Raw genomic sequence first — 3,266 nt, 5'->3', positions numbered from 1 at the left:
CAGACTTGGTTTGTGTAGCCGCGATTTCCAATCGCCGATGCTGGGCGGTTGAAACTCATACACCCTAAAAATCATCAAAAGAAAGTTGAGGTAAATCAGGAGGAACAACCACACAATCAATCGAAATTTTATGGCTTTCCCTATCGCTATCCAAATCAATCGAAATCGCTTCAAACCGAATTTCCACTGTCCCAAATGGTACGATCAACTGAGTAATCCCTTCCAATTCCTCCACACCATTGGGTAACAAATCCATTAACCAACGAGGTCCATCTAGTAACGTCCGACTTTGCCGATCTTGAATCCATAGTTTAACCCCTAAACGCGCCGAATCACAAGGCACTTGCACCCGCACGAGTACGGGTTCTCCAGATACCAACTCGTGTGTGGGAATCAGTAATTTAGGTGCAGGGAGTGGCGAATCAGACTCTATTTGAGACACAGGTTCCGTTTTCGGTTGTGAGGATAGCCGTTTACCTGATTTAATCTTACGAGAACCATTTCCTTCGACCTGGGCTGCTTCTCCTGATGATAGAGATTCATCCTCGATCACAATTTCTTGAGCCGCCCAATCTATACTAGCTAATTCTGCTAAAGATCTCCGATCTGGTATTTTTGTCTTTACAGGAATAATATCTTCTTGGGTAGGTGTTTCTATTTCATCTGTGTGAGGACTGAATTCCTCTGTTTCTTCATCCCAAATTGATTCATCAAAATCCCCTTCTCCCCCAGATTCAGAATTAAGAGGTGGCGTGACTTCCTCCTCCCAATCTGCTAAGGAATCTGAATCAAGGGGTAATGTTACTTCTTCTTCCTCCCCATCTGCTAAGGGTTCTGAATTAATAATTGGGGTAACTTGCTCCTGTGTTTCTGATAAATTATTAGAAACAAGTAAGTCAAACTTCAGCGCTTCTGATAACTCTGTATCCCCCATCAAATCATTAATTCGCGACCAAAAACGGGTTTCTAAATTTAATGATTGAAAAGCCCGATCGACCTCTATCGGGTCGTTCTTCACAGGTTCAGGACCTAGAAGCAGTGGATCTGACATTGCTGTTCTTGAAACCGGGATTGATGTGATTTCGTCTCCCACAGTGTCAAAGGGAATCTCCTCTGAGCTTTCTCGGAGGGGTTCCTCATTTTCAATATTGACTTTTTCTTCTGTTTGTGATATGTATTCTTGATTTAATAATATGCTTTCTTCTTCCTCTTCTATCTTACTTCTTGCCTCATTAGCTCCGAATGCTGAACGGCTTTCTAATTCTTCTTTCCCATTGTCTATTACTGGGAATATTTGATTGTCAACTAAACCAGTTAATCTAGAATTGGCAAGAGATAAATTATCCCCATTTTCAATATTCTTTTGCTGTTTATAATCCTGTAACCTAACCACCGTGGCAGGTAATTCTGGCGCTGATTCTTCTTTATTATGGGCTATTTCTACATGAGTTAATTCAAAATTAATGGGGACTTCTGTAATAATATCTTCCTGAATAAGATCCCTATAAATAGATTCATTATCATCAGTCGATAGGCTTTCAGTCAGAGGTAAATTGCCCTGGTTAGCCTCTTCTATTCTCCCTTCCTTCTCTTCCCCATTAACAACAGATGGCTCTGCCTTAGAGAATGTGGGAAGATCGAGGGATTTTTGCGATCGCTGAGGGGGATTTCCTGGGGAAAGCTGCGGCGGTAATAGCTGTCCAGATGAGGCTGAAAAAACAAGTGGCTGATGACTGTGAGGGAAGTTGACTAGATTGAGGAGATTTTGATTTAATAAGGGAATAGTTCCTGCTAGTGCCTGGGAGGTTGAGATGGGGTAGACTGGAACATTTTTGTTTCCCTCAGTCACCTCTTCACTATCTAGTTGAATTGCTCCTAATAATTTATCTAAATCTGCCGTAACTGTAAAGGGTTGAACAGCTAATAATATCCCTCCCAACCCATAAAGTGTAACTTTGCCCAATAGCAAACAACTATTGTAATCTGGCGGAATCTCCAACTCGTGGCTAAATTTTAGCGGCAGTTTTTCCTGTGATAAGGATTTTTGTGCCTCTAGGATGACTTGTGCTGTTTGGGGATGGCGGAGTTCGTAAGACAAAATGCCTTGGAACAGATCGTTGTTCCCGTTTCCGCCATTGCCATTTTCGAGTTGATTGGCATCTGGTAAATCAACTTTTCCTCTAATAGTCAGGGATGCTTCCGGCTTCACTACCAAGGCATCTTCATCAAGGCTGAGGATTATCCCTTGCCAAGTCGTCTCTATTGAGGTGAGAGGTGAGATGTCAGAGGCAGGATGTGAGATATTTTGAGCTTCTTCTGTTACTTGTTGCCCCTTACCTCTTGCCTCTTCATAAGTAGGTCGATCGAATTCTTGGATAATGGGATCTAGTACTTCCTGCAATACTTGCTCCAGCATCTGTAGCGATTTCTCCAGTATAGGGTTGCTGGATAGTGCTGGTTCAAGGGATGGAGGGTTGATCCGGGATGGAGGGACAGTTTTCTTGGTTAAGACGTTAGACGTGGCAGGTGAGAGGTTAGAGATGGTAGGCGAGAGAACTTCTTCCGCTTTTTGCCCGTTACCTTCTACCTCTAACCTACCATCTCTAACCTCTTTATCTACTGCCCCACCTGATACTGAGGGTGCTTCAATAGCTTCAATTGCAGTAACTTTTGGTAAAACATATAACTGAAGCACTTCCTGCCAAGAATTGCCCAGAAAATCCGACATAACATCACCGCAGCAACGGAATTCCCACAAACCAGGTTTGAGGAATGTGAAGGGAATCACTACCATTAACCCTTCTTTGTTAGTGCGGCGCGATCGCTTTTGAGATCTTCGCTTGGGCGGCATTTCGTCTGTACTAGTGTGAGTCACGCAAATTTCCACATCGGTACTGATGCGGTTTGAGTGGACTACCACCCGATACCTACCCGCTGCCAATTCAATCTTAGGTGATTTAATCGGCTGCCAAGAGCGATCGCCTTCTTTCTGGACTAGAAATTCCCAGTATTCCATCTAAACCTCCGCCAGGATACTGCGACCATATACAAGGGTAGCGTTTTATTGTATGACGACTCAATAGCGACTTTACTCGCCATATGTCTATAATATTGCGCCCATATTTTCTGGATATATTTCACAAATTGTGGTATTACCCCTACTCCCTACTCCCTACTCCCTATTCCCTACTCCCTATTCCCTACTCCCTATTCCCTACTCCCTACTCCCTACTCCCTACTCCCTACTCCCTACTCCCTACTCCCTA

1 protein-coding gene is annotated in these 3,266 nt (G+C 43.5%); it reads right to left on the bottom strand.

What is annotated here, in order from left to right; all coding sequences use genetic code 11:
• Window positions 1–64: 64 nt before the first annotated feature.
• Entirely contained in the window at window positions 65–3,016 is a 2,952-nt protein-coding gene (locus NJ959_RS27580; RefSeq protein WP_254014963.1) for a hypothetical protein, read from the bottom strand.
• Window positions 3,017–3,266 lie beyond the last annotated feature (250 nt).

It is taken from the genome of Limnofasciculus baicalensis BBK-W-15, from assembly GCF_024178385.1.
Taxonomy (GTDB): domain Bacteria; phylum Cyanobacteriota; class Cyanobacteriia; order Cyanobacteriales; family Coleofasciculaceae; genus Limnofasciculus; species Limnofasciculus baicalensis.
The sequence above is the reverse complement of the archived record's forward strand: the minus strand, read 5'-3'. Positions and strand labels throughout refer to the sequence as shown.

What these genes read in the sequence shown, in the direction of transcription:
- NJ959_RS27580 (WP_254014963.1), bottom strand. Translation starts at nt 3,016, where the DNA reads ATGGAATACTGGGAATTTCTAGTCCAGAAAGAAGGCGATCGCTCTTGG.